Below are 25,876 nucleotides of genomic sequence, written 5' to 3' on the forward strand. Positions count from 1 at the left end.
CTCGGGCCGCTGCGGCTCAGCCGCCGGCGGCCGGGGCGGGCATCATCCCACCTCCGGAGCTGCCGTGCGCGGAGGAGACCACGCCGAGGAAGAGCACCACGAAGAAGATCGCCACCGCGAGCCAGCCCAGCACGATACCGGCCACCGCCATCCCGTCGCCGTCCTCGTCCCGGTCGCGAAGCTGGCCGCGGGCGATGTGGCCGCAGATCAGCGCGGGCAGGGCGGTGATGCCGAGGGTCGGCAGCTCGGCCAGGCCCAGCACCAGGGCCGCCACCGCCAGACCGTTGGTACGGCGCAGCCGGGGCGGCGGCGCGTAGGGGTTGGGGCTGTACGGATCGAACGGACGGCCGTAGGCGTACGGGCCGGGCACCGGGTATCCGCCCGGGTAGGGGGCGAAGGCCGCGGGGATGACCGGTGCGGGCGTCAGGTAGGGCACCGGCATGGGGCCGCTGGGGAGGTCCTGGATCACACCGGACAGCTCGCCGTAGGTCTGCGAGCGGTAGATCTGCTCCACCCGCTCGTTGTACTCGTCCGGGGTCAGCCTGCCTTCGGCGTAGGCGGACTTCAGCACGTCGATGGTCCGCTCCCGGTCCGCGTGCGAGGCACGCATCCCGGCGATGTCGTCCGTGGCCGGCCGGGCCGGCACCTGCCGGTAGGGCACGGTCGGCCGCGGGGGGCGTCCCGGCTGGGCGCCCTGCCACTGCTGCATCGGATGCTTCGGCTGCTGGTGCGTGGACAACGGCGACCTCCCCGAGTGCACCCGGCGCCTGGGCCCGGGCACGGCGTCTTGCTTCCCCATAGTGCAAGACGTTCGGGCGGATCGCATCGTGCCCGGGTCCTGTGTAGAGGAGTTGTGACACAACCTCAGCAGTGGGGCCGGGTGCGGGGTTACTCGAAGCGGGCGGCGTAGCGCTGCTGCAGCTCCGGCCAGTGCCGGCGCAGCGCCTCGGCGCCGATCGGCTGGTCGCCGCTGGGAGCCGCCAGGCCGTGGGCGGTGAAGAGGTGCTCGGAGAGTCCGTGCGGGTCGGGGTCGACGCCGTGCGCCTCGCGGTAGCTGAGCAGTCCGTCGAGGTAGGCGTCCAGCGGATCGGCGGTGTCGGCGTCGTGCTCCGGCTCCACCGCCGGATCGGGCGCGTTCCTGGTGGCGAACCACACCTCGGGGCCCTCGTCGTCCTGGACCGGCTCGGCCTCGACCGGCTCGGGCTCGACCGGGAGGCGGTGTCGGGCCGCGGCCAGCTTGGTGAGCACGGCGACCGGGTCGGGGTCCGGGACCGGACGGGACCGGGGCACCGGCCGGAATCCGAGCACCGACTGGGGGGCCGCGGGCGCGCCCGGGCCCGCCGGGGCGAAGGGGCGGGCCAGCGGAGGCTCGTCCAGGTACTGCACCGGCCCGGGCATCGGCTGCTGGACCGGTGCGGGGGCGGGCTGCGCCGACTGCGCCGGGAACGGTGCCGACGTGTCCTGGGCCGCGGGGGCGAGCTGGGGCGCCGGCTGGGCCTGCGCGACCTGCTCCGCGCCGGGCAGCGGGGCGTTGCGGATCACGTCCAGGTCCAGCGGCACGCCGTACTTGGCCAGCTTCAGCGGCAGCAGGGTCTCGATCGGCGCCTGGCGGCGCCAGCCGCGGCCGTACCTGGCCCGCAGGTGGGTGCGGTAGACCAGCCGGTTCTGCTCCAGCCGGACCACCTCGTCGTAGGAGCGCAGCTCCCACAGCTTCATCCGGCGCCACAGCCGGAACGTGGGCACCGGCGACAGCAGCCAGCGCATCAGCCGCACCGACTCCATGTGCCGGTCCGCGCTGATGTCGGCGATCCGCCCGATGGCGTGCCGGGCCGCCTCCACCACCACCACGAAGAGCACCGGGATGATGGCATGCATCGCCATCGCCAGCGGGTCGCCCCAGGAGGAGGCCGCGTTGAAGACGATGGTCCCGGCCGTGAGCAGCCATGCGGTCTGCCGCAGCAGCGGGAAGGGGATGCGCAGCCAGGTCAGCACCAGGTCCAGCGCCAGCAGGACGGCGATCCCGACGTCCACGCCGATCGGGAAGACGTAGGAGAAGTTCCCGAAGCCCTTGTGCAGGGCCAGTTCACGCACCGCGGCGTAGGAACCGGTGAAGCCGATACCGGCGATGATGAACGCGCCGGCGGCGACCACGCCGATGAGCGCGCGGTGCGTACGGGTTATCGCAGGGCCTGCCATCGCTCGTTCAACCCCTGGGTCTGCTCGTTCATTTGGGTTTGGCGGTCTGGTTGTGCCGTGAGCGGGGACAGCTTGCCACAACCGGGTCGCTGCTTTTTCGGGCCACCGGGGAATGTCACACCCTGCTGCCATGATGTGGCGGAGCGTGTTCTTCGGGGCCTTGCGGCCCGTTCCGGGACAATGGGGGGACCGCGGCCCGTGGGGGGCCGCACCGAGGGACAAGAAGGAGGGCCGTCATGGGCAGGCGCAACCCGCAGTACCGCAGGGTCAAGAAGCGGGACCAGACGGCCCACCAGCAGGCCCGGCACGTGCACGTACCCGACGACGGCACCCCGCAGCAGCACGCCCGCGCCCAGCAGCAGGGGCAGGAGCAGCAGGAGCCGTCGCTGCGGGAGCTGGTGGAGGCGGCCTGCGGCTCGGTGCTGTACTCCTCCGAGGACGGCTACCACCTCGCGCTGGACCAGGCCGCGAGCCTGCTCTCCGAGCCCTCCGCACGCTGGCCGGAGACCGGGCGGGCGGTGCTGCTGGTGAGCGGCGCGCAGCTGGCACGGCTCTGGCGGGCCGGCTGGCAGCCCGCCGACCTGGCCCGGGCGGTGCGCCGGGAACTGACGACGCGACACCTGCGGCTGGCGGTCGACCTGATGGCCGCCGAGCTGCGCGGCTACGCCGCGGCCGGTCTCGACCCGCGCTGGACCGGCCAGCTGCGGGAGTTGGAGGCCGCCGAGTGGTGGGGGCAGGACGACGCCTTCCTGCCCGGCGTCTCGGACCGGGAACGGCTGGACCGCTTCTCGGTGGCGACGCTGCTGCTGGAGCTGTACCGGTTGATCGGCCGGCTGCCACCACTGACCCTGCTCGGCCCACCGCCCGGCGCCGCGCCGCGGACCAACGGCGCCGCCCTGCCGTTCACCCCGAAGACCGGGAGCGAGCCCAGGATGCTCGGCCGGATCCGGGCGCTGCTGGCCAAGGCGGAGTCCACCGAGTTCCCCGACGAGGCCGAGGCGCTGACCGCCAAGGCCCAGCAGCTGATGGCGCAGCACAGCATCGACGAGGCGCTGCTGGCGGCCTCCTCGGGCAGCCGGGCCGAGCCGGGGGCCTGCCGGATCGGGGTGGACAACCCCTATGAGGCGCCCAAGGCGCTGCTGCTGGACGCGGTCGCCGGTGCCAACCGGGCCACCTCGCTGTGGACCAAGGAGTTGGGCTTCTGCACGGTGGTGGGCTTCCCCGCCGACCTGGAGGCGGTCGAGCTGCTGTACACCTCACTGCTGGTGCAGGCGACCGGGGCGATGAACAGCGCGGGGATACAGGGTGGGGGCGCCGGCGGCTCGCGCACCAAGGGCTTCCGGCAGTCGTTCCTGATCTCCTACGCGGCCCGGATCAGGGAGCGGCTCTCCGGGGCGACCGCGCAGGCGACCGAGGAGGCACTGGTCGGGCTGCGCGCCGAGGGCCGCGAGGACTCCTCCGGGCTGCTGCCGGTGCTCGCCGCCCGGGAGGAGGCGGTGCGCCGGTCCACCGAGCAGATGTTTCCCAACGCCAGGGCCGGCCGGGCGATCAGGGCCAGCGACTACGAGGGCTGGACCCAGGGGCGCGCCGCGGCGGACCGCGCGCAGCTGCGGGGGCACGGGGCGGAGCTGCCGCGGTAGCGCTGAAGCGTGTGCATGGTTGGCCGCGCAGTTCCCCGCGCCCCTGGGGGGCTGCAACTGGCTCAGTTGCAATTGCTCAGGGGCGCGGGGAACTGCGCGACAAGCCAGCTACGGTCCGCAACCCAGATCCCTCCGCACCTCCGCCCACGGGTGGTTCCCTACCGACCCGCCCCGCCCCCCAGGCGGCACGCGCTAACGTCGGAGGACCGTCGGCACGCACCTGGAGCACCCCCGTGAAATCCGTCGAAGCCCTGGCCGCCTCGCTCGCCGCGCTCACCCCCGACGAGTTGGCCGAGCTGCTGGATGCCCGCCGAGTGCACGGCGACACCCGGCGTCGCACCGGGCCGGGCCCGCAGAGCCTCGACGAGCTGGCCCAGCGGCTTCTGGAGGACCGCTCGGTCGGCGACGCCGTCGGCCGGCTGACCGCGCCCGGGCTGCAGCTGCTGTCCGCCGCGGTCTGGCTGGCCGCCCGGCGGCACGGCGCACTGATGCCGCAGCCCTACTGGACCCCGCTGGAGCCGTCCTCCCGCCCGGTGGCGACCGAGGCGCTGCTGGAGTTCCTCGCCGGTGACGACCAGGCCCTGCGGGCCGCCGCAGAGCGGGTTCTGACGGAGCTTCAGCGACTGGCCCTGGTACTGCCCGCCGACGCCCCACCGGACGCCCCACCCGACGCCGAGGAGCTCGCGCTGCCCGGCTTCGTCCACCGGCACCTGGCCGAGGCCATGGGCCTGAGCCGCCCGGCCGCCCAGCTGATGACCGAGGCCTTCAACGCACCCGAGGTGCACCGGATCGCGGCCGGACTCGACCTGCCGTCCAACCGCAACCGGGAGACCGCCCAGGCGGCCGTGGTCGCCGCGCTCGGCGACCGCGAGCGGATGCGTTCGCTGATCGCCGGCGCACCGCCGGACGTGGCCGAAATGCTGCAGCTGCTGGTGCAGGGACCGCCCCTGCTGCGCACCCACTGCTTCGTCCCGCTCGGCGGGTACCACTACGGTGCGGCCACCAAGTACCAGCTGCGGCCCGGCGGCTCCGGCGACCCCGCCACCGACTGGCTGGCCGAGCACGGGATGCTGGTCCCGGTCGGACCCGACCTGGTCGAGCTGCCCTACGAGGTCCTGGACGCCGCGGCCGGGGGCCGGATCACCGCCCGGTTCGACCCCGAGCCCCCGGTGCTCGCCACCGGCGTCCGCCCGGTACCCGAGGCCCTGCCGGAGGCGCGGGCCGCCGCGGCCTCGGCCAGCCGCAGGATGGAACTGCTGCTGGCCGCCTGCGCCGCCGCTCCCCCGGGGATCCGCAAGTCCGGCGGCCTGGCCGTCAGGGACACCAGGAGGCTGGCCAAGGCCATCGAGGCGCCCGAGGAGCAGACCCGGCTGTGGCTGGATCTCGCCTACAACGCCGATCTGCTCGGCGACCACCAGGAGGTGCCGGACGGCCCGGCGCCCCGGGGCCGCAGCCGGCGCGCGGCCGTGCCCAGCGCCCCGCTGCGACTGCTGCCGACCGCCCGCTACGACGACTGGCTGTCCCGGTCCCCCGCCGAGCGGCTGGTCCCGGTGGTGGCCACCTGGGCGGTCATCCCCGAGGTGCTGACCTGGTGGCCGGAGTACCGGGAGGAGACCCCGGTGGCCCTGGTGGCCCCGCAGGACCGGGAGGCGGTACCGCTGCGCCGCGAACTGCTCCGGGCGCTGGCCTCGCTGCCGCCCGGCGAGGGCCTGGGCCCGGTGGCGGCCTTCGCCGCCGAGACCCTGGAGGAGCTGGTCCGGCTGGTGGGTTGGCACAGCCCCGGTCTGGTCACCCTGGACGAGGACGGCCTGGGCCGGGTGCTGGAGACGCTGCTGGAGGCGGAACAGCTGGGTGTGCTGGCCCACGGCCGGCCGAGCCCGCTGGGCGAGGCGGTGCTGGCGCTGCTGGAGACCGACGCCGCCGACTGGTTCCCCTGCGTGCCGGGCGTCGCCGCCAAGGACGGCGACGCCTACGCGGGCCCGCTGCGGCTGCTGCGGGAGGCCTGCGCGGCGCTGCTGCCCCCGCCGCAGCGGACCGCCAGGTTCCAGGCGGATCTGACCGCCGTCGCCGCCGGCGCCCCCTCGGCGGCCCTGGCGGAGCTGATGGGCTCGGCCGCCGACCGGGAGTCGGAGGGGCATGCGGTGGTCTGGCGCTTCAGTGCCGGCTCGGTACGCCGCGCCCTGGACGCCGGCATGAGCGCCGACGACCTGCTCGCGGCGCTGCGGGAGGCTTCCGAGGGGGCGCTCCCGCAGCCGCTGGAGTACCTGGTCAAGGACACCGGCAGGACCCACGGCCGGGTCCGGGTGGTCCGCTCCGCCTGCTGCATCCGCTCCGACGACGAGGCGCTGGTGCTGGAGCTGTCGAAGACCAGGGTGCTGGCCAAGCTGGGGCTGCGCCGGATCGCACCGACCGTGCTGATCAGCACCCACTCCCCCAGCGCCACCCTGGAGGCCCTGCGCGCCGCGGGGTACGCGCCGGTGCTGGAGGCAGAGAGCGGCGTGACGGTGGTGGAGCGCGCCCCCGGCACCCGGGCGGAGCAGCGGATGCCCGACTACGACCGGATGCGCCGCAACCGCGGCAGGGTCTGAGCAGGTCGGGCCCGGGAACGCCGAAGGGCGGCCACCCCTCTCGGGGTGGCCGCCCTCCGGTCGTACTACGTGCTGCGACTGTCAGCCGGTGTAGGGGCCGTAGTCGTAGTCGTCCAGCGGGACAGCCTGGCCGGAGCCGGTGCCGAAGGGCGAGTAGTCGATGTCGTCGTAGCCGACGGCCGAGTACATCGCGGCCTTGGCCTCCTCGGTGGGCTCCACCCGGATGTTGCGGTAGCGGGGCAGACCCGTACCGGCCGGGATGAGCTTGCCGAGGATGACGTTCTCCTTCAGGCCCAGCAGCGGGTCCGACTTGGCGTGGATCGCCGCGTCGGTGAGCACCCGGGTCGTCTCCTGGAAGGAGGCGGCCGACAGCCAGGACTCGGTCGCCAGCGAGGCCTTGGTGATACCCATCAGCTGCGGACGGCCGGAGGCGGGCTGGCCGCTCTCGGACACCACACGACGGTTCTCGGTCTCGAAGCGGCCGCGCTCGACCAGCTCGCCGGGCAGCAGCTCGGCGTCGCCGGACTCGATGATCGTGACCCGGCGGAGCATCTGCCGGATGATGATCTCGATGTGCTTGTCGTGGATCGACACACCCTGCGAGTTGTAGACCTTCTGGACCTCGGCCACCAGGTGGATCTGGACGGCACGCTGGCCCAGGATGCGCAGGACGTCGTGCGGGTTGACGGTACCGGCGGTCAGCTGCTGGCCGACCTCCACCCGCTCGCCCTCGGACACCCGCAGCTTGACGCGCTTGGAGACCGGGTAGGCGATCTCCTCGCTGCCGTCGTCCGGGGTGACCACGAGCTTGCGGGTCTTCTCGGTGTCCTCGATCCGGACCCGGCCCTCGGCCTCGCTGATCGGGGCCACACCACGCGGGTTGCGGGCCTCGAACAGCTCGACCACACGCGGCAGACCCTGGGTGATGTCGTCACCGGCCACACCACCGGTGTGGAAGGTACGCATCGTCAGCTGGGTGCCGGGCTCACCGATGGACTGGGCGGCGATGATGCCGACCGCCTCACCGATGTCGACCAGCTTGCCGGTGGCCAGCGAGCGGCCGTAGCACATGGCGCAGGTGCCGACGGCGGACTCGCAGGTCAGGATCGAGCGGGTCTTGACCTCGGAGATGCCGCGGCGGATCAGCTCGTCGATCAGCACGTCGCCCAGGTCGGTGTTGGCCGGGGCCAGCACCTCGCCGTCGACGACGATGTCCTCGGCGAGCGCACGGGCGTAGACGCTGGTCTCGACGTCCTCCGCCTTGCGCAGCACGCCGTCCGAGCCCACGGTGCCGATCGGCAGCTTGAGGCCGCGCTCGGTGCCGCAGTCCTCCTCGCGAATGATGACGTCCTGGGAGACGTCGACCAGACGACGGGTGAGGTAGCCGGAGTCGGCGGTACGCAGGGCGGTGTCGGCCAGACCCTTACGGGCACCGTGGGTGGAGATGAAGTACTCCAGCACGGAGAGGCCCTCACGGAACGACGCCTTGATGGGTCGCGCGATGGTCTCGTTCTTGGCGTTCGACACCAGACCGCGCATACCGGCGATCTGACGCATCTGCATCATGTTTCCGCGAGCCCCGGAGTCCACCATCATGAAGATGGGGTTGGTCTTCGGGAAGTTCGCGTTCATGGCGTCGGCGACCTCGTTGGTCGCCTTGGTCCAGATCGCCACGAGCTCCTGCTGGCGCTCGTCCTTGGTGATCAGACCGCGCTCGTACTGCTTCTGGACCTTCTCGGCCTGCGCCTCGTAGCCCTCGAGGATCTGGGGCTTGTTCGGCGGGACCACGACGTCCGAGATGGAGACGGTGACGCCCGAGCGGGTGGCCCAGTGGAAACCGGCCGCCTTCAGGTTGTCCAGGGTCGCCGCCACGACGACCTTGGGGTAGCGCTCGGCGAGGTCGTTGACGATCGCCGAGAGCTGCTTCTTGTTGATCTCGTCCTCGACGAACGGGTAGTCCTCGGGCAGCAGCTCGTTGAAGAGCGCGCGGCCCAGGGTGGTGCGCAGTCGCAGCTGCTCACCCTCCTGCCAGGTCGGCTTCCCGTCCTCGTCCACCGGCGCGGTCCAGCCGCGCGGCGGCACGGTGCCCAGCGGCAGCCGCAGGTCGATCTCGGCCTGCAGGTCCAGGGTCTTGGCGTCGAAGGCCATCACGGCCTCCGGCGTCGAACCGAACGCCCGGCCCACGCCGCGGAGGGTCTCCGGGTCACGGGTCGAGGTCAGGAAGAACAGACCCAGCACCATGTCCTGGGTCGGCATGGTGACGGGACGACCGTCGGCCGGCTTCAGGATGTTGTTGGAGGACAGCATCAGGATGCGGGCCTCGGCCTGCGCCTCCGCGGACAGCGGAAGGTGCACGGCCATCTGGTCACCGTCGAAGTCCGCGTTGAACGCGGTGCAGACGAGCGGGTGGATCTGGATGGCCTTGCCCTCGACCAGCTGCGGCTCGAAGGCCTGGATGCCGAGGCGGTGCAGCGTGGGCGCACGGTTCAGCAGCACCGGGTGCTCGGCGATGACCTCTTCGAGGACGTCCCAGACCACCGGGCGGGCGCGCTCGACCATGCGCTTGGCCGACTTGATGTTCTGCGCGTGGTTCAGGTCCACCAGGCGCTTCATCACGAACGGCTTGAAGAGCTCCAGCGCCATGGCCTTGGGCAGGCCGCACTGGTGCAGCTTGAGCTGCGGGCCGACGACGATGACCGAACGGGCCGAGTAGTCGACTCGCTTGCCGAGCAGGTTCTGGCGGAAACGACCCTGCTTGCCCTTGAGCATGTCGCTCAGGGACTTCAGCGGGCGGTTGCCCGGACCGGTGACCGGACGGCCACGGCGGCCGTTGTCGAACAGCGCGTCCACGGCCTCCTGAAGCATGCGCTTCTCGTTGTTGACGATGATCTCGGGCGCGCCGAGGTCGAGGAGCCGCTTGAGGCGGTTGTTGCGGTTGATCACGCGGCGGTACAGGTCGTTCAGGTCGGAGGTCGCGAAGCGGCCACCGTCCAGCTGCACCATCGGACGCAGGTCCGGCGGGATCACCGGCACGCAGTCCAGCACCATGCCCGAGGGCTTGTTGGTGGTCTGCAGGAACGCGGAGACGACCTTGAGGCGCTTGAGCGCACGGGTCTTCTTCTGGCCCTTGCCGGTCTTGATGATCTCGCGGAGGCGCTCGGCCTCCTCCTCCAGGTCGAAGGTCTCCAGGCGCTTCTGCAGCGCCGCGGCTCCCATCGATCCGGAGAAGTAGGTGCCGAAGCGGTCCCGCAGCTCGCGGTAGAGCAGCTCGTCACCCTCCAGGTCCTGGACCTTGAGGGACTTGAAGCGGGCCCACACCTCGTCCAGACGGTCCAGCTCGCGCTGGGCCCGGTCACGGAGCTGCTTCATCTCGCGCTCGGCGCCTTCGCGCACCTTGCGGCGCACGTCCGCCTTGGCACCCTCGGCCTCGAGCTCGGCCAGGTCGCCCTCGAGCTTCTTGGCGCGGGTCTCCAGGTCGGCGTCGCGGCGCTGCTCGATCTGCTGGCGCTCGACGGAGACCTGGGCCTCCAGCGAGGACAGGTCACGGGTGCGGCGCTCGTCGTCCACCCACGTGATCATGTAGGCGGCGAAGTAGATGACCTTCTCGAGGTCCTTGGGGGCAAGGTCCAGGAGGTAGCCCAGACGTGACGGCACGCCCTTGAAGTACCAGATGTGCGTGACGGGGGCGGCCAGCTCGATGTGGCCCATCCGCTCACGACGCACCTTGGCGCGAGTGACCTCGACGCCGCAGCGCTCACAGATGATGCCCTTGAAGCGGACGCGCTTGTACTTGCCGCAGTAGCACTCCCAGTCCCGGGTGGGGCCGAAGATCTTCTCGCAGAAGAGCCCGTCCTTTTCCGGCTTGAGGGTGCGGTAGTTGATGGTCTCGGGCTTCTTGACCTCGCCGTGGGACCACTGACGGATGTCGTCAGCGGTCGCCAGGCCGATTCGCAGTTCATCGAAGAAGTTGACGTCGAGCACGGGTCGTCAATCCCACCTTCGGGGTCGAAGTCTTACATCTGGTCTGAGGGGGTCCTGGGGGCGGCGGGCCGGCGCTGGTTGGACAGCGCCGACCCGGACCCTCGTCAGACCTCTTCGACGCTGCTCGGCTCTCGCCGGGACAGGTCGATACCGAGCTCCTCCGCGGCGCGGAACACGTCCTCGTCGGAGTCACGCATCTCGATGGACATGCCGTCCGAGGACAGCACCTCCACGTTCAGGCAGAGCGACTGCATCTCCTTGATGAGCACCTTGAAGGACTCGGGGATGCCGGGCTCGGGGATGTTCTCGCCCTTGACGATGGCCTCGTAGACCTTCACGCGGCCGAGAACGTCGTCGGACTTGATGGTGAGCAGTTCCTGGAGGGCGTAGGCGGCGCCGTACGCCTCCAGCGCCCACACCTCCATCTCACCGAAGCGCTGACCACCGAACTGCGCCTTACCACCCAGCGGCTGCTGGGTGATCATGGAGTACGGACCGGTCGAACGGGCGTGCAGCTTGTCGTCGACCAGGTGGTGCAGCTTGAGGATGTACATGTAGCCGATCGAGATCGGCATCGGGAACGGCTCACCGGAGCGGCCGTCGAACAGCCGCGCCTTGCCGGAGGAGCCGACCAGACGGTCGCCGTCCCGGGTGAGCGTGGTGTGGTCCAGCAGACCGGTGATCTCGTCCTCACGGGCGCCGTCGAAGACCGGGGTGGCGAGGTTGGTGCCACCGATGGCCTTGTCGGCCCCGATCTTCTGCAGCCGGCGGGCCCACTCCTCGGCGATGCCCGAGACGTCCCAGCCGGTCTTGGCGAGCCAGCCGAGGTGGGTCTCCAGCACCTGTCCCGGGTTCATCCGGGACGGGACGCCGAGCGGGTTGAGCACGATGTCGACCGGGGTGCCGTCCTCGAGGAAGGGCATGTCCTCGACCGGGAGGATCTTGGAGATGACACCCTTGTTGCCGTGCCGGCCGGCCAGCTTGTCACCGTTGGTGATCTTGCGCTTCTGGGCCACGTAGACCCGGACCAGCTGGTTGACGCCGGGCGGCAGCTCGTCGCCCTCCTCGCGGTCGAAGACGCGGACGCCGATGACCTTGCCCTGCTCACCGTGCGGCACCTTCAGCGAGGTGTCGCGGACCTCACGGGCCTTCTCACCGAAGATGGCGCGCAGCAGGCGCTCCTCCGGGGTCAGCTCGGTCTCGCCCTTGGGCGTGACCTTGCCGACCAGGATGTCACCGGTGGTGACATCGGCGCCGATGCGGATGATCCCGCGCTCGTCCAGGTCCGCCAGGACCTCCTCGGAGACGTTCGGGATGTCCCGGGTGATCTCCTCCGGACCCAGCTTGGTGTCACGGGCGTCGACCTCGTGCTCCTCGATGTGGATCGAGGAGAGGACGTCGTCCTGCACGAGGCGCTGCGACAGGATGATCGCGTCCTCGTAGTTGTGACCCTCCCAGGGCATGAACGCCACGAGCAGGTTCTTGCCGAGGGCCATCTCGCCCTCGTCGGTGCAGGGACCGTCGGCCAGCACCTGCCCGACCTCGATCCGCGCGCCCTCGTCCACGACGACCTTCTGGTTGAAGGAGGTGCCCTGGTTGGAGCGGGTGAACTTGGCCACGCGGTACGTGGTGTAGGTGCCGTCGTCGTTGGCCACCGTGACGTAGTCGGCGGAGACCTCCTGGACCACACCGGACTTCTCGGCGGCGATGACATCGGCGGCGTCGACCGCGGCGCGGTACTCCATGCCGGTGCCGACCAGCGGGGCCTCGCTCTTCAGCAGCGGCACCGCCTGACGCATCATGTTCGCGCCCATCAGGGCGCGGTTGGCGTCGTCGTGCTCCAGGAAGGGGATCATCGCGGTGGCGACGGACACCATCTGGCGCGGCGAGACGTCCATGTAGTCGATCTCGACACCGGGGATGTAGTCGATCTCGCCGCCACGGCGGCGGACCAGCACACGGCCCTCGGCGAAGTGGTTGTCATCGGTCAGCGGCGCGTTGGCCTGGGCGATGACGAACCGGTCCTCCTCGTCCGCGGTGAGGTAGTCGATGCTGTCGGTGACGACACCATCGGTGACCCTGCGGTACGGGGTCTCCACGAAGCCGAAGGCGTTGACCCGGCCGTAGGAGGCGAGCGAACCGATCAGACCGATGTTCGGTCCTTCCGGGGTCTCGATCGGGCACATGCGTCCGTAGTGGGACGGGTGCACGTCACGGACCTCGAAGCCGGCCCGCTCACGGGACAGACCACCGGGGCCCAGCGCGGACAGACGACGCTTGTGGGTCAGCCCCGACAGCGGGTTCGTCTGGTCCATGAACTGGGACAGCTGGCTGGTGCCGAAGAACTCCTTGATGGAGGCGACGACCGGCCGGATGTTGATCAGCGTCTGCGGCGTGATGGCCTCGACGTCCTGGGTGGTCATGCGCTCGCGCACGACCCGCTCCATACGGGCGAGACCCGTACGGACCTGGTTCTGGATCAGCTCGCCCACGTTGCGCAGGCGACGGTTGCCGAAGTGGTCGATGTCGTCGTCCTCGACGACGATCGTGCTGCCGTTCGGGGCGACCGTCTCGGTCTCACCGGCGTGCAGCTGGACCAGGTACTTGATCGTGGCAAGGATGTCGTCCGTGGTGAGGACGCCGCCGTCGAGCGGCTGCTCCACGCCGAGCTTCTTGTTGATCTTGTACCGGCCGACCTTGGCGAGGTCGTAGCGCTTCGGGTTGAAGTAGAGGTTCTCCAGAAGCGTCTGCGCGGCCTCGCGGGTCGGCGGCTCGCCCGGACGCAGCTTGCGGTAGATGTCGAGCAGCGCGTCGTCCTGGCCCTGGGTGTGGTCCTTCTCCAGGGTGGCGCGCATCGACTCGTACTGGCCGAACTCCTCCAGGATCTGCTCGGAGGTCCAGCCGAGGGCCTTCAGTAGCACCGTGACCGACTGCTTGCGCTTGCGGTCGATGCGGACACCGACCATGTCGCGCTTGTCGATCTCGAGCTCGAGCCAGGCACCACGGGACGGGATGACCTTGGCGGAGTAGATGTCCTTGTCGGACGTCTTGTCCAGGGTGGTGTCGAAGTAGACGCCCGGGGAGCGCACCAGCTGCGAGACGACGACACGCTCGGTGCCGTTGATCACGAAGGTGCCCTTGTGGGTCATGAGCGGGAAGTCGCCCATGAAGACCGTCTGCGACTTGATCTCGCCGGTCTCGTTGTTGGTGAACTCGGCGGTGACGAAGAGCGGGGCCGCGAAGGTGAAGTCGCGGTCCTTGCACTCGTCGATCGAGTTCTTGGGGGGCTCGAAGCGGTGGTCGCGGAAGGTCAGCGACATCGAACCGGAGAAGTCCTCGATCGGGGAGATCTCCTCGAAGATCTCCTCCAGGCCGGACTTCTGCGGGACGTCGTGTCCTTCTGCGAGCGACGCCTCGACCCTGTCCTTCCACGCCTGATTGCCGAGGAGCCAGTCGAAGCTCTCGGTCTGCAGGGCGAGGAGGTTGGGAACCTCGAGGGGCTCACGAATCTTCGCGAAGGAAATACGGAGCGGTGCGGTGGATGCGGAGTTGTTCGAGGCGTTGCGCGAGGCGGCCAAGAGGGGGTCCTTCCGAGGGCTCGGACTCACTACGCGCGTACCGGGCCCACCCGTCGCACGGGTAGCATCCGCGCTTCCACACGAGCTCAGGGGCCTGGACGTTTCTCCAGGTCGGAGCCAGTGCGCAAACGGGGTGCCACCCCTGGTCGGGGCAGTGCGTACTCCGGGGGTCGAGTCACGGAGCAGCTAAAAGGCAGCGCAAAGGGACAGTGTAGCCAGACGGCACACTGCTGTCCAGTCCGGATTCGGAGACCGAATCGTCGAACTCCCTACCTCGCGGTGCGACCCCCTGTCGAGGGCGCCCCTGGGGCGGTTACTGCCTACTGGGTGTGTATTCCCCACCACACCCCGGTTCCATGCCTGGAACCTGAGATTTGCTCGCTGCCGTGCCGCTGTCATGCCGCTGCCGTGCTCGCCGCGCTGCCTGCCACGACCTCCCGGCGGAGGTACAACCTCGCGTCCTGAGAATTGCGCGCCGCGTGCGGTTCGTCAAGGGCGAGCCCCCGGTGAACCCCTCCGAGGACTCCTCCCGGAACCCGGCCGGGAGAGCTCCCGTCCGCCCCTGGGGCCGGCGGTCGGGCCGGGCGACTGCCCTGGTGGGGTGGTCGCACGGCGACCGCTGTGGCGGCGCCGGAAGTGGACCCGGACGCCTGCGGCGCCCGCTGCGGACAGGTCGTACCCGCAGCGACGACGATCACCATACTCGCCCTCGGGGGCGCTGGGGAGCACCTCGGCGACAGAAGTGGCGAATCGTCATAGATCGGACAGCAGTGGCCGGATGGACCCGGCAAACAAAAAACCGAGGTGCTCACCCGTACGGGTGAGCACCTCGGTTCAGAGGTTCGTACCGGCCTCACGGCCGGCAGGCGAACCGCCAGTCGGTAACCGGAGTTACTTGACGGTGACGGAAGCGCCGGCAGCCTCGAGAGCAGCCTTGGCCTTCTCGGCCGCGTCCTTGGCAACCTTCTCCAGGACGGTGGCGGGCACGCCGTCAACGAGGTCCTTGGCCTCCTTCAGGCCGAGGGAGGTGAGGGCGCGCACCTCCTTGATGACCTGGATCTTCTTGTCACCGGAGGCGGTGAGGACGACGTCGAACTCGTCCTGCTCCTCGACGGCCTCGACGGCGGCAGCAGCGCCACCACCGGCGGCGACGGCCACGGGGGCGGCAGCCTTGACGTCGAACTTCTCCTCGAACGCCTTCACGAACTCGGAGAGCTCGATGAGGGTGAGCTCGGCGAACTGCTCGAGCAGCTCTTCCTGGGACAGCTTCGCCATGATGGCGTCCTTCCACTATTTCGGCAGGTGCCGGATGTACGGATAGGCGGGCGTACGGGCCCGCTGCAAGGCAGGAGACGACGGAGTGGTTACTCCGCCACCTCGTCCTCGGCGGCGGGAGCCGGCGTACCGGCACCGCCCTGCTCGACCTTGGCCCGGAGAGCTTCCGCGGTGCGGGCGAACTCCGTGAGGGGAGCCTGGAAGGTGGCGGCGGCCTTGGCCATCGACGCCTTCAGGCCACCGGCCAGCTTGGCGAGCAGCACCTCGCGGGACTCGAGGTCCGCGAGCTTCTTGATGTCATCGGCGGACAGCGCCTTACCGTCAAGGACACCGCCCTTGATGATCAGCGCAGGGTTGTCCTTGGCGAAGTCACGCAGAGCCTTCGCCGACTCCACCGGGTCACCGGCGACGAAGGCGACAGCCGTCGGACCCGAGAACAGGTCGTCGAGCTCAGAGATCCCGGCCTCGTTGGCCGCGATCTTGGTCAGCGTGTTCTTCACCACGGCGTAATTGGCGTTGTCGCCGAGCGAGCGACGCAGCGTCTTCAGCTGCGCCACGGTCAGACCGCGGTACTCGGTCAGCACCGCCGCGTTGGAGCCACGGAACTTGTCCGTCAGCTCTGCGACAGCGGCAGCCTTGTCGGGCCTTGCCATAGGCTTACGCCTCCTTCCGTGATGTCGATGCGTGGCCGACCGTTGAGTCGACCTGCTACGCCCATACCGCCGGAAGAAAGTGTTCGAGAAAAACAGAACGGCCCCGGCGCAGGCGCACGGGGCTTCACATGCTCAACGGCGGCCATGCCTGACGGCATGCATCCGGAGCGCGATTGTCCTCATCCATCCTGCGCGGGTCGTCCGCATTCGCGGAGCCTTCGGTCCTCGCGTCCTCCCCTTGCAGGGCACGCGACAACAACCAGCGGTCTGTGGCAAGGACCAAGGTACGTGATGAGGCGCCCGGCGGGCAAATCGCCCACCGGGCGGGGCCGGGCGGGGCCCCGGCACCTGCTACTTGCTGAGCGAAGCCAGGTCCTCGGTGTCACTGGCCGGGGGTGCGGTGATCGTCACCGGGGTGTTGCTGAAGTCGGAGTAGTGGATGGTGATGTCCATCGTGCCCTGCGACGTCGTGGCGGTCTCGTGGACCTTCACCGGGAGACTCTGGTCGTTGACCCACATGTCCACGGTCTCGGTGGTCATCCCGCTCTTGGCCGCCTGGTCGGCGATGGCCTTGAGGCCCGGGTCCGAGGAGACCAGCTTCTTCACGTCGACCGTGCCGGAGTAGTGCGTGGTGGACACGCCGTCCACGGTCTCCGTGCCGACGCGCCTGATGTCGCCGGAGGAGGTGAGCAGCTTGACCGAGGTGGACGGGTCCTGGCTGCCGCTCCTGTTGATGCTGTCGGCGAGGGCTTTGCCCCCGGCGCCCAGCTCCGAGAAATCGATCTTCAGCCAGTGCTTGCCGCCGAACTCCTTCGCCCCGGTGGCACCCATGTTGACGTACTCGGTGGTACCGGACATCAGCAGGCGCATGGTGCCGGGCAACTGAGGATTGGTCATGGTCGCGTCCAGGGCCACCGGCTTGTAGGACACCGTGCCGTTCATGGTGGACGTGCCGACCTTGGGTATCACCATCGTCATGTTCATCTTGGCGGCGCTGAAGCTCGAGGTCTTCTTCGTCGTCAGCGACAGCGCGTCAGCGACGCTGACCACGGCCGACTTGGCGCCGCTGACGCCCTTGGAGGCGGCGTCGGACGCCGTCTTCGCGGTCGAGCCGGAACAGGCGGTCAGGGCGGTGAGCGCGGTCAGCGCCACACCGGCGGTGGTGGTGAGACGGAGCGCACGGGTACGGCGCATGTGAGTTCCCCCTGTGGTTCGTACGAGATCTGCGAGGAGACGCTACACCTGGGGACCGACACGACGACGGGCCGGTTCCCCTTCCGTTGCGGAAGCGGAACCGGCCCGTCGTATCGCTACTGCGACCTGGCCGAGCTGATCGGAGATCAGACCGAGGCCGGGTCCTCCTCGACGAGGAGGTTGCGGGTGCGGCTCGGGTCGACCTGGATGCCGGGGCCGATCGTGGTGCTGATCGCGACCTTCTTGATGTACCGGCCCTTGGAGGCGGACGGCTTGGCGCGGAGCACCTCGTCCAGGGCGGCGGCGTAGTTCTCGACCAGCTTCTCGGTGTCGAAGGACACCTTGCCGATGATCAGGTGCAGGTTCGAGTGCTTGTCGACGCGGAACTCGATCTTGCCGCCCTTGATCTCGGTCACGGCCTTGGCCACGTCCGGGGTCACGGTGCCGGTCTTCGGGTTCGGCATCAGGCCGCGGGGGCCGAGCACGCGGCCCAGACGACCGACCTTGCCCATGAGGTCCGGGGTGGACACGACGGCGTCGAAGTCCAGGCGGCCCTTGGCGACCTCGTCGATCAGCTCGTCGGCGCCGACGATGTCGGCGCCCGCAGCACGCGCGGCCTCGGCGCGGTCACCGGTCGCGAAGACCAGGACCCGGGCGGTCTTGCCGGTGCCGTGCGGGAGGTTGACGGTGCTGCGGACCATCTGGTCGGCCTTGCGCGGGTCGACACCCAGACGCATGGCGACCTCGACGGTGCCGTCGAACTTGGAGGTGGAGGTCTCCTTGGCGAGGCGGATGGCCTCGAGGGGGGCGTACAGACGCTCGCGGTCGATCTTCTCCGCCGCGGCGTTCAGAGCCTTGCTGCGCTTCACTGCTGCTCCTGTGGATAAAAGACGTGGAGTTGTGGTGGCTGCGGGCCGCGCTCGGCCCTACCACGAACCGTTCCGGTGCTGAGGGGTACTCAGCCCTCGACGGTGATGCCCATCGAACGGGCGGTGCCCGCGATGATCTTGTCGGCCTGCTCCAGGGAGTTGGCGTTCAGGTCGGGCAGCTTGGTGGTCGCGATCTCGCGGACCTGGGCAGCCGTGATCTTGGCGACCTTGGTCTTGTGCGGCTCGCCGGAGCCCTTCTCCACGCCCGCGGCCTTGAGGATCAGCTTGGCGGCCGGCGGAGTCTTGGTGATGAAGGTGAAGGAACGGTCTTCGTAGACCGTGATCTCCACCGGCACGACCATGCCACGCTGCGACTCGGTCGCGGCGTTGTAGGCCTTGCAGAACTCCATGATGTTGACGCCGTGCTGACCCAGGGCAGGGCCGACGGGCGGCGCGGGGTTGGCCGCACCGGCGTTGATCTGGAGCTTGATAAGCCCCGTGACCTTCTTCTTCTTGGGAGGCATGCTCTCTCCGGGTCCTTACGAGAGGTGTTCCCGACCGGCGTGCGGAAGCACGACGGCGGGGCCTTGGGTTTCCGTGTGGCTTCTCGCCGACCGAACGGTCCGGCTCTGCGCACACATCGAACCAGGATAGCCCGAAAGGGGCAGCGATCCTAAATCACGGTCCCGGGGGTGGATCCGGGGACGGATCCACCGGGGATTCGGCCCCGGTCGGCGGTGCCTGCGGGCTGGCCGCCGGCCGCGAGCCGGCGCGCCGGTTGCCGAGGATCCCCAGCAGTACCGCGGCCCCGCCGGCCGCCGCGGCGGCCGCGCCCGCCACCGCCTGGACCGGACCGGGCAGACCGCTGTCCTGGAGCGGGCCGCCCGAGCCGCGCACGATTCGGCCGCCGGGGGGCACCCCGGGTCGGTAGGCGACCGGGTCGGGGCCGGTTTCAAGGGTACGGAGGTCGCGGAGCTGCTGGCGGAGCACCGGGACGGTGTCCTGGAACCCGGTGATCCGCAGGGCGATCCCCAGCTCCGCGTCCACCAGCAGTTCCATCCTGTCGCAGAACGCCAGGAACGGGGACGGGCGGACCCCGTTCCTGTTCCTGGCGTTGATCCGCAGGGCCGGCCTGCCCAGGAACCCGACCCGGCTGTCGGCGACGAGATCCAGCAGGAGCAGCCAGGAGAGGTCGAGCCCCTGCCCGGGAACGAGCTCCGGCGGCTGCGGAGCGACCGTCACCAGGCGGTCGGGGAAGAGGCGGTAGCCGGTCCCGCCGTCGCAGGCGAGCACCGCGGGATTCTTGCCGGGGAGTCCGCGCAGCAGTTCCACGCGGTAATGGAGCAGATCGCCGAAGAGCAGCCGGAAGGACTGGTGGACCCGGCCCGGGGCGTTGTCCAGCAGCGCCCGCAGCACCGCCTCCGGGGCCAGCGCCGACACCAGGGGGTTGCCGCCGACGGTCCCGGCCAGGGCCCCGGTGTCCATCCAGTGGTGCACGTCCGCGGTGAACGCCGGGCCGCCCCGGCCGCTGCGGTGGAGCAGCCGGGCGAGCTCGGCGTCCGACGGGAGCGGGTCGGCGACCTGCCGGACCGGGGTGTCCTCGGTGAACCAGGGTTCGTCGTCCTCGGGCGGGGCCAGCGGACGGGCCGTTCGGAGCCGGAACGCGGCTCGGACCGCCTCGCCGAGCACCGCGTCCACCCCGTGGGCGACCGAGCGCACCCGGGCAGGGACCTCGAAGTCCAGGCCGGCATCGTCCGACGGGGGCGGCCCCACCGGGTGGGCGGCTTTCACCAGCGACGGGGAGAGGGCGAGGCCGGTCAGTTCGTCGGTGCGGTAGGGCTCGCCCTCGGCGTGGTCGGTGCGGCGCAGCAGGATGCCCAGTTCCGCGTCCACCAGGACGTCGATCCGGTCGACCAGGTCGGAGAAGGCCGGAGGCCCCGCCGGGGCGACGACGGGCCGCGGGGTCGCCGTCACGGCGACGGCCGACCGGTCCTCGACGACGGCGCTGCCGGTGACCGCCAGCTCGAAGCCGACCAGCAGCCAACCGGGGTCGAGCAGCTCGCGCAGCGGCTCGGGGCTGTCCGGCGGCAGCGGTCCCGGTTCGGCCCGGAAGACGGTCCGGGTCTCCGGGCTCCGGCCGGGATCCGGGTCCACTGCCTCGTCGTCGGCCTCGTCGCCGCCGAACGCCTGTGCCACCAGCCGTCCGACCAGGCCCGGGCTGTCGCCGACCAGCTTGGCCCTGGCCTGCTGGAGCGAGTCGTGCAGCAGCCGCAGCTCGACCGCGCGGTCCCTGCGGCTCAGCAGGGTGCCGGTGATCACGGCCCCGTGGGCGCTCCCCGAGGCGCGGTGGAGCAGAGCGACGGCGTCGATCGGATCCGTGGGGTCCATGGCCGGGGGCCTACCCATGCGCGAGGGCCCCGTACCTTCGCGGTACGGGGCCCTCGCGGCTGCTGCCGCCTGCTGATCGCTCGTTCGTGTCAGTCGTTCTTGGCGATCTGGTCGAAGGAGAGCTCGACCGGGGTCTCCCGGCCGAAGATCTCGACCAGGCCCTTGACCTTCTTGGAGTCCGGGTTGATCTCGTTGATCGTCGCCTGGAGGGTGGCGAAGGGGCCGTCGGTGACCGTGACCGAGTCGCCGACCTCGAAGTCCAGGACCTGGATCTCGGAGGAGTTGACCTGCACCGGCCGGCCAGCCTCACGGGCGGCGGCGCGCTCGACCTCGGGGGCGAGCATCTTGACGACCTCGTCCAGGGTCAGCGGGTACGGGTCGTAGGCGTTGCCGACGAAGCCGGTGACACCGGGGGTGTTGCGGACCACGCCCCAGGACTCGTTGGTGAGGTCCATGCGCACCAGCACGTAGCCGGGGAGCTTGTTCTGGCGAGTCGTCTTGCGCTCGCCGTTCTTGATCTGGACGACCTCTTCCTGGGGCACCTCGGCCTGGTAGATGTAGTCCTCGACGTTGAGCGAGACGGCGCGCTGCTCCAGGTTGGACTTAACCCGGTTCTCGTAGCCGGCGTAGGTGTGGATGACGTACCACTCGCCGGGGGCGGTGCGCAGCTCCTCGCGGAACGCGACGATCGGGTCGACGTCCACGTCGACCTCGGCTTCGGCCTCCTCGGCCGATTCGAGGGCCTCGGACTCGTCGGCGGTGACCACGGTCAGCGCCTCCTCCTCGGCGGACTCGCCGGCGGCGGCGTCGGCAGCCTCGACCTCGTCCTCGTCACCATCGACGTTCTCGATGATCTGCTCGGCGGAGTCGTCGGCCTCGGCCCACGCAGACGCGTCCTGCTCCGCAACGCCGGCCGACTCGACGGCTTCGTCAGCCTCGGGGGCCTGCGCTGCGTCGTACAGGTGGGACTCAGACACGTTGGCTGCTTCTTCCTGGAGATGAAGGGTGGGACGGTACCGGACCGTCCACAGGGAGAAGCAGGGCTTGGCTGCGGGCGGCTCGGATACTCAACGATACCGACACAACGGTAGCGGAGCGCCCGGACCGGGTTGTCCCACGAGGGCTCGGACCGGGCCGACCCGGTCCGCTACGAGCGCCGATCAGGCGAAGATGAGCTTGGCGAGCGCCGCGAAGCCGGTGTCCAGGCCGTACACCAGGGCCATGATCACCACGACGAAGACCACGACGACCGTCGTGTACGTGGTGAGGTCATTGCGGCTCGGCCAGACGACCTTGCGCAGCTCGGCGATGATCTGCCGGTAGAAGAGCGCGATCCGGGCGAAGATGTTGGGGCGGTCCCCACGCTTCTTCTTGCCGTCCTTGCCTGCTGACCTGTTGGCACGCTTGCGGTCACGGCGGGACAGAGTCTCGCTCTGTTCGTCCGCCGCGTTACCACTGTCAGGTGTCGCGGTGGAGCCCACGGTCTCCGTCACTCGTCCCTCACCTGAATCCGGGTACCTGTTGCGAGAACCGCAGTGCTTGCGGCCTCGGGAATGCAGTGCTGACGGTACCGCCTGTCGCCGTCAGGCAACAGGGCGGACAGCAGGGCCGGAGGGACTTGAACCCCCAACCGCCGGTTTTGGAGACCGGTGCTCTACCAATTGAGCTACGACCCTTTGAATCCGCAGCCACGGATTCGCGAGGCCCAACCTACCGTATCGGGGCTGCCGCGCGGTGAACGCTGCACCCTGAGCCTTCGGGCGGGACCATCGAGGCTTGAGTGTAGGGGGTGGAACGGTGATTGGTCGAATGGGTAGGCCCCGCTGATCTGCGGCGGCTGCCGGGACCGTGGGCCGATCGGGGCCGAAGCGCCGCTGCTGGGAGCGTCGGCGACGCTGCGAGCGGCGGAGGGAGCGGCGGTGCGGGGCGCATCCGCCGGGTGAAACCTCGATGCCCGGGCGGCGCGGCTTCTGGGACCATGCAGGCATGAGCGCTGCGTTTCCCCACCCAGACCCCAGCATCCGCCCGGCCGACCGTCGGGTCTCGGCCCGCATCGGCGCCATCGCGGAGTCCGCGACCCTCGCCGTCGACGCCAAGGCCAAGGCCCTCAAGGCCGCCGGGCGCCCGGTGATCGGCTTCGGCGCCGGCGAGCCCGACTTCCCGACGCCCGGCTACATCGTGGACGCGGCGGTGGCCGCCTGCCGCGACCCCAAGAACCACCGCTACACCCCGGCCGGCGGGCTGCCCGAGCTCAAGGCCGCCATCGCGGCGAAGACGCTGCGGGACTCCGGCTGGGCCGTCGAGGCCTCGCAGGTGCTGGTGACCAACGGCGGCAAGCAGGCCATCTACGAGGCCTTCGCCGCGATCCTGGACCCGGGCGACGAGGTGATCGTGCCCGCGCCGTACTGGACCACCTACCCGGAGTCGATCCAGCTGGCGGGCGGGGTCGCGGTGGAGGTGGTCGCCGACGAGACCACCGGCTACAAGGTCTCGGTGCAGCAGCTGGAGGCGGCGCGCACCGAGAACACCAAGGTGCTGCTGTTCGTCTCGCCCTCCAACCCGACCGGCGCCGTCTACACCCGCGCCGAGGTGGAGGCGGTGGGCCGCTGGGCCGCCGAGCACGGGCTGTGGGTGCTGACCGACGAGATCTACGAACACCTGGTCTACGGGGACGCCGAGTTCGTCTCGCTGCCGGTGGCGGTGCCGGAGCTGGCCGACAAGTGCATCGTGGTCAACGGCGTCGCCAAGACCTACGCCATGACCGGCTGGCGGGTCGGCTGGGTGGTCGGCCCGCAGGACGTGATCAAGGCGGCGACCAACCTGCAGTCGCACGCGACCTCCAATGTGAGCAATGTCGCGCAGGTGGCGGCGCTGGCGGCGGTCTCCGGGGACCTGGCCGCGGTGGACGAGATGAAGACCGCCTTCGACCGGCGCCGGAAGACCATCGTGCGGATGCTGAACGAGATCCCCGGGGTGGTCTGCCCGGAGCCGGAGGGCGCGTTCTACGCCTACCCGTCGGTGAAGGGACTGCTGGGCAAGGAGATCCGGGGCCGGCGGGCGCAGTCGTCCGCGGAGCTGGCGGCGCTGATCCTGGACGAGGCCGAGGTCGCGGTGGTGCCCGGCGAGGCCTTCGGGACGCCGGGGTACCTACGGCTGTCCTACGCACTGGGCGACGACGACCTGGTCGAGGGCGTCTCCCGGCTGCAGAAGCTGCTGGGCGAGGCGCAGGACTGAAGTCGCTTCTCGGGGCCCGTCGGCCCGGCTCCGGCCCGGGCGGCGGGCCCTCGATTCACTCGATCGAGCGTCTTGACCAGGTTGTTTTCCACCATCAGGCTGAGTACGCAAAGATCTGTGGATGGAACAGGTACCCACCGCGCCGGCCCTCCGCGATGTTCGTCTGCTGCCCAAAGCCCATCTGCATCTGCACTTTACCGGCTCCATGCGTCCGGCCACGCTGTTGGAGCTCGCCGACAAGCACGGAGTGCACCTGCCCGAGGCATTGAGCTCCGGTACCCCGCCGAAGCTCAGGGCGACCGACGAACGCGGCTGGTTCCGGTTCCAGCGGCTCTACGACATGGCGCGGTCGGTGCTGCGCGACGAGGACGACATACGGCGCCTGGTGCTCGAGGCCGCCGAGGACGAACGGGCCGACGGCAGCGGCTGGTTGGAGATCCAGGTCGATCCGACCTCCTATGCGCCCAGGCTGGGCGGCCTGATCCCGGCTGTCGAACTGATCCTGGGGGCGATCGAGGACGCCTCCCGGGCCACCGGGGTCGGCATCAGGATCCTGATCGCCGCCAACCGGATGAAGCACCCGCTGGACGCCCGTACGCTGGCCCGGCTGGCGATCCGCTACGCCGACCGCGGCGTGGTCGGCTTCGGCCTGTCCAATGACGAACGGCGGGGAATGGCACGGGACTTCGACCGGGCCTTCGCCATCGCCCGGGAGGGCGGACTGCTGGCCGCACCGCACGGCGGCGAGCTGGCAGGCCCGGCCAGCGTCCGGGACTGCCTGGACGATCTGGGCGCGGGGCGGATCGGGCACGGGGTGCGCGCGGCCGAGGACCCGCGGTTGATGCAGCGGCTGGCGGACCGTCAGATCACCTGCGAGGTCTGCCCTGCGTCCAATGTGGCGCTGGGGGTGTACGAGAAGCCCGAGGACGTTCCGCTGCGCACCCTGTTCGAGGCCGGGGTGCCGATGGCGCTGGGGGCCGACGACCCGCTGCTGTTCGGTTCGCGGCTGGCCGAGCAGTACGAGTCGGCGCGGATGGTGCACGGCTTCAGCGACGCCGAGCTGGCCGAGCTCGCCCGGCAGTCGGTGCGCGCCTCGCGGGCGCCGGAGAAGGTGAAGCAGGAGCTGCTGGCCGGGGTGGACAGCTGGCTGGTGAGCTGAGGCCGTCCGCCGGGCCGCACCGCGGGCCGGGACGCCCCCGGCGGCTGAAGGGTTCCTAGAGCTCCACGCCCACCAGGACGGGCTCGTTGACCAGGGTGACGCCGAAGGCGGCCTGGACGCCGGTGCGGATCTCGCGGGCGAGGGCGAGCAGGTCCTCGGTGCTGGCCCGGCCGCGGTTGGTGAGGGCCAGGGTGTGCTTACCGGAGAGGCGGGCCGGGCCGGAGCCGTAGCCCTTGGCGAAGCCCGACTTCTCGATCAGCCAGGCGGCCGAGGTCTTGGTGCTGCCGTCCGCCGCCGGGTACGCCGGGAAGGCGGCGTCCGGGCCCAGCCGGTCCCGGACCCGGGCGGTGAAGGCGGCGAACTGCTCCGGGGCGAGAACGGGGTTGGTGAAGAAGGACCCCGCCGACCAGGTGTCGTGGTCGGACGGGTCCAGGACCATGCCCTTGCCCGAACGCAGTTTCAGGACCGCTTCACGCGCCGCGGTGAGTTCCACCCGCTCACCCGGCTCGACGCCCAGGGTGCGGGCCGCCTCGGCGTAGCGGACCGGGGTGGAGCGGCCTCCGGCGTCCTCCAGGGCGAAGCGGACCCGGAGCACCACATGGCGCTCCGGATCGGCCTTGAAGCGGCTGTGCCGGTAGGAGAAGTCGCAGTCGGCCCCGGCCAGGGTCACCACCCGGTCGGCGCTGCGGTCGAAGGCAACGACCTCGGTGATGGTGGCCGCGACCTCCTGGCCGTAGGCACCGACGTTCTGGACCGGCGTGGCGCCGACCGAGCCGGGGATGCCGGCCAGGAACTCGATGCCGGCCAGGCCGTGCCGGAGCACCGTCTCGTCGACCAGGTCGGCCCAGATCTCGCCGGCCGCCGCCTCCAGGACGGTCCCGTCCAGGCTGCGGCCGCGGGTCGCGATGTGGAGCACGGTGCCCTCGAAGCCCTTGTCGCCGATGACGAGGTTGCTCCCGCCGCCGAGGACCAGCAGCGGCTCACCGGACCGGTCCGCCTGCCGCACGGTCTCGACGACCTCGGCATCGGTGGTGGCGGTCACCAGCCTTCGGGCCGGGCCGCCGAGGCGGATGGTGGTCAGCTGGGCGAGGGGGGCGTCCTGGAGTTCCTGCACGGGACCA

The 25,876-nt window shown here is 70.4% G+C and carries 17 protein-coding genes and 1 tRNA gene; 4 read left to right on the top strand and 14 right to left on the bottom strand.

Annotation, left to right across the window (positions count from 1 at the left end):
• Nucleotides 1-16: 16 nt before the first annotated feature.
• On the bottom strand, nt 17-739 hold the full coding sequence (locus IF29_RS0108115) for a DUF1707 and DUF4190 domain-containing protein (RefSeq protein WP_051725039.1): 723 nt from the start codon (nt 737-739) through the stop codon (nt 17-19).
• 149 nt (nt 740-888) lie between these two features.
• Complete coding sequence (locus IF29_RS0108120) at nt 889-2,196, bottom strand: DUF2637 domain-containing protein (RefSeq protein ID WP_084713726.1); 1,308 nt, start codon at nt 2,194-2,196, stop codon at nt 889-891.
• A 236-nt stretch (nt 2,197-2,432) separates the two neighbouring features.
• Here IF29_RS0108120 and IF29_RS0108125 point away from each other — a divergent pair, with 236 nt between their 5' ends.
• Together IF29_RS0108125 and IF29_RS43305 are read left to right on the top strand one after the other, a co-directional pair.
• A complete protein-coding gene (locus IF29_RS0108125; protein ID WP_084713729.1) occupies nt 2,433-3,836 on the top strand; it encodes a DUF2786 domain-containing protein in 1,404 nt (467 codons plus the stop codon).
• A 233-nt stretch (nt 3,837-4,069) separates the two neighbouring features.
• Nucleotides 4,070-6,424 carry a helicase-associated domain-containing protein gene (locus IF29_RS43305; RefSeq protein WP_051725040.1) on the top strand — a complete coding sequence of 785 codons (2,355 nt, stop codon included), beginning with the start codon at nt 4,070-4,072 and terminating at the stop codon, nt 6,422-6,424.
• 81 nt (nt 6,425-6,505) lie between these two features.
• Here the strand turns inward: IF29_RS43305 and IF29_RS0108135 are convergent, their stop codons facing one another.
• The 11 genes from IF29_RS0108135 to IF29_RS0108185 form a co-directional block, all read right to left on the bottom strand.
• Nucleotides 6,506-10,405 (bottom strand): DNA-directed RNA polymerase subunit beta', encoded by a 3,900-nt coding sequence (locus IF29_RS0108135; protein WP_030251660.1) that lies wholly within the window; start codon nt 10,403-10,405, stop codon nt 6,506-6,508.
• Between the two features lie 104 nt (nt 10,406-10,509).
• The gene (rpoB, locus tag IF29_RS0108140; RefSeq protein WP_030251663.1) at nt 10,510-13,983 is read right to left on the bottom strand and encodes a DNA-directed RNA polymerase subunit beta; all 3,474 of its coding nucleotides are present in this window, start codon (nt 13,981-13,983) and stop codon (nt 10,510-10,512) included.
• An 891-nt stretch (nt 13,984-14,874) separates the two neighbouring features.
• Entirely contained in the window at nt 14,875-15,258 is a 384-nt protein-coding gene (gene rplL, locus IF29_RS0108145; protein ID WP_030251664.1) for a 50S ribosomal protein L7/L12, read from the bottom strand.
• 89 nt (nt 15,259-15,347) lie between these two features.
• Nucleotides 15,348-15,911, bottom strand: a complete 564-nt coding sequence (gene rplJ / locus IF29_RS0108150) for a 50S ribosomal protein L10 (protein WP_030251668.1) — start codon at nt 15,909-15,911, stop codon at nt 15,348-15,350.
• Nucleotides 15,912-16,262: 351 nt separating this feature from the next.
• Nucleotides 16,263-17,105, bottom strand: coding sequence for an SCO4651 family lipoprotein (locus IF29_RS43310; protein WP_051725041.1), 843 nt, complete (start codon nt 17,103-17,105; stop codon nt 16,263-16,265).
• A gap of 146 nt (nt 17,106-17,251) precedes the next feature.
• Nucleotides 17,252-17,974, bottom strand: a complete 723-nt coding sequence (rplA, locus tag IF29_RS0108160) for a 50S ribosomal protein L1 (protein ID WP_030251674.1) — start codon at nt 17,972-17,974, stop codon at nt 17,252-17,254.
• 89 nt (nt 17,975-18,063) lie between these two features.
• A complete protein-coding gene (gene rplK / locus IF29_RS0108165; protein WP_030251677.1) occupies nt 18,064-18,498 on the bottom strand; it encodes a 50S ribosomal protein L11 in 435 nt (144 codons plus the stop codon).
• A 154-nt stretch (nt 18,499-18,652) separates the two neighbouring features.
• Nucleotides 18,653-20,362 (bottom strand): hypothetical protein, encoded by a 1,710-nt coding sequence (locus IF29_RS0108170; protein ID WP_030251680.1) that lies wholly within the window; start codon nt 20,360-20,362, stop codon nt 18,653-18,655.
• A gap of 89 nt (nt 20,363-20,451) precedes the next feature.
• Nucleotides 20,452-21,339, bottom strand: coding sequence for a transcription termination/antitermination protein NusG (gene nusG, locus IF29_RS0108175; protein ID WP_030251684.1), 888 nt, complete (start codon nt 21,337-21,339; stop codon nt 20,452-20,454).
• A 183-nt stretch (nt 21,340-21,522) separates the two neighbouring features.
• A complete protein-coding gene (gene secE, locus IF29_RS0108180) occupies nt 21,523-21,855 on the bottom strand; it encodes a preprotein translocase subunit SecE (protein WP_030251687.1) in 333 nt (110 codons plus the stop codon).
• Between the two features lie 110 nt (nt 21,856-21,965).
• Nucleotides 21,966-22,038 (bottom strand) — tRNA-Trp (locus IF29_RS0108185).
• A gap of 310 nt (nt 22,039-22,348) precedes the next feature.
• Between IF29_RS0108185 and IF29_RS0108190 the strand changes: the two genes are divergently transcribed.
• Together IF29_RS0108190 and IF29_RS0108195 are read left to right on the top strand one after the other, a co-directional pair.
• Nucleotides 22,349-23,596 (top strand): pyridoxal phosphate-dependent aminotransferase, encoded by a 1,248-nt coding sequence (locus tag IF29_RS0108190; protein ID WP_030251690.1) that lies wholly within the window; start codon nt 22,349-22,351, stop codon nt 23,594-23,596.
• 121 nt (nt 23,597-23,717) lie between these two features.
• On the top strand, nt 23,718-24,755 hold the full coding sequence (locus tag IF29_RS0108195) for an adenosine deaminase (protein ID WP_030251692.1): 1,038 nt from the start codon (nt 23,718-23,720) through the stop codon (nt 24,753-24,755).
• Nucleotides 24,756-24,810: 55 nt separating this feature from the next.
• Here the strand turns inward: IF29_RS0108195 and IF29_RS0108200 are convergent, their stop codons facing one another.
• Nucleotides 24,811-25,869, bottom strand: a complete 1,059-nt coding sequence (locus IF29_RS0108200; protein ID WP_030251695.1) for a UDP-N-acetylmuramate dehydrogenase — start codon at nt 25,867-25,869, stop codon at nt 24,811-24,813.
• Between the last annotated feature and the right edge of the window lie 7 nt (nt 25,870-25,876).

The sequence above is a fragment of the Streptacidiphilus jeojiense genome, assembly GCF_000719095.1.
Lineage (GTDB): Bacteria > Actinomycetota > Actinomycetes > Streptomycetales > Streptomycetaceae > Streptacidiphilus > Streptacidiphilus jeojiensis.

Bases quoted from the DNA above. Each gene is read 5' to 3' on its own strand.
- IF29_RS0108120 (WP_084713726.1), bottom strand. From the start codon at position 2,196: ATGGCAGGCCCTGCGATAACCCGTACGCACCGCGCGCTCATCGGCGTG.
- IF29_RS0108125 (WP_084713729.1), top strand. From the start codon at position 2,433: ATGGGCAGGCGCAACCCGCAGTACCGCAGGGTCAAGAAGCGGGACCAG.
- rplL (WP_030251664.1), bottom strand. From the start codon at position 15,258: ATGGCGAAGCTGTCCCAGGAAGAGCTGCTCGAGCAGTTCGCCGAGCTC.
- rplJ (WP_030251668.1), bottom strand. From the start codon at position 15,911: ATGGCAAGGCCCGACAAGGCTGCCGCTGTCGCAGAGCTGACGGACAAG.
- IF29_RS43310 (WP_051725041.1), bottom strand. From the start codon at position 17,105: ATGCGCCGTACCCGTGCGCTCCGTCTCACCACCACCGCCGGTGTGGCG.
- rplK (WP_030251677.1), bottom strand. From the start codon at position 18,498: ATGCCTCCCAAGAAGAAGAAGGTCACGGGGCTTATCAAGCTCCAGATC.
- IF29_RS0108170 (WP_030251680.1), bottom strand. From the start codon at position 20,362: ATGGACCCCACGGATCCGATCGACGCCGTCGCTCTGCTCCACCGCGCC.
- IF29_RS0108190 (WP_030251690.1), top strand. From the start codon at position 22,349: ATGAGCGCTGCGTTTCCCCACCCAGACCCCAGCATCCGCCCGGCCGAC.
- IF29_RS0108195 (WP_030251692.1), top strand. From the start codon at position 23,718: ATGGAACAGGTACCCACCGCGCCGGCCCTCCGCGATGTTCGTCTGCTG.